The 1,107-nt window shown below is 69.5% G+C and carries 1 protein-coding gene; it reads left to right on the top strand.

All coding sequences use genetic code 11. The features are described 5' to 3' along the window. Positions 1-900, top strand: a 900-nt coding sequence (locus A5745_RS05755) for a pyridoxal-phosphate dependent enzyme (RefSeq protein ID WP_076115428.1), incomplete at its 5' end; no start/stop codon positions are given. Positions 901-1,107: the final 207 nt, after the last annotated feature.

Here is a 1,107-nt window from a genome sequence, read left to right as displayed (position 1 = left end):
ATCTGGGCCGACACCGACGGCAAGGTCACCCACTTCGTCGCCGGCATCGGCACCGGCGGGACCATCACCGGCGCCGGGCGCTACCTCAAGGAGGTGTCCGGCGGCGCGGTGCGCATCGTCGGCGCCGACCCCGAGGGCTCGGTGTATTCGGGAGGCACCGGCCGCCCCTACCTGGTCGAAGGGGTCGGCGAGGATTTCTGGCCGGCGGCCTACGACCCGACCGTGCCCGATCAGATCATCGCGGTGTCCGACTCCGATTCGTTCAACATGACCAGGCGGCTGGCCCGCGAGGAAGCGATGCTGGTCGGCGGTTCGTGCGGGATGGCCGTGGTGGCCGCGGTGAAGGTGGCGGAGGAGGCCGGGCCCGATGCGCTCGTCGTCGTTTTGCTGCCCGACGGCGGGCGTGGCTACATGTCGAAGATCTTCAACGACGCGTGGATGTCGTCGTACGGCTTCCTGCGTAGCCGCCTCGACGGCTCGACCGAGCAGCCGACGGTCGGCGACGTGTTGCGCGGGAAGTCCGGCGCGCTACCGGATTTGGTGCACACCCATCCGTCGGAGACGGTGCGCGACGCGATCGGCATTCTGCGTGAGTACGGCGTCTCGCAGATGCCGGTCGTTGGGGCCGAGCCGCCGGTGATGGCCGGCGAGGTCGCCGGCAGCGTCTCCGAACGCGAACTACTTTCGGCCGTCTTCGAGGGACGCGCCAAGTTGGCCGACGCCGTCTCCGAACACATGAGCCCGCCGCTGCGCATGATCGGCGCCGGCGAGTCGGTGACCGCGGCTGGCAAGGCGCTGCGGGAGTGGGACGCGCTGATGGTGGTGGAGCAAGGCAAGCCGGTGGGAGTGATCACCCGCTACGACTTGTTGGGATTCCTCTCGGAACCGCGGCGGCCTTAGCGCGGCGTCCCGCAAGGTCTCGCCTGGCCAGTGGGTGCTCAGGTACTGTGATTCGGCCAGTTCAGCTCATCCGAAGTGGAAGGGTTGCCATGACCGATCAACCGCCGCCCGGCGAATCTCACCTCCCCCCTCCACCTCCGCCCGACCAGGGTGAGCATGAGCCCGCGCCCTCGGCGCCCGGCGCCGCCTACCCGCCACCTTCACCGC

The organism is Mycobacterium sp. IS-2888 (assembly GCF_001954215.1).
Lineage (GTDB): Bacteria > Actinomycetota > Actinomycetes > Mycobacteriales > Mycobacteriaceae > Mycobacterium.
The sequence above is the reverse complement of the archived record's forward strand: the minus strand, read 5'-3'. Positions and strand labels throughout refer to the sequence as shown.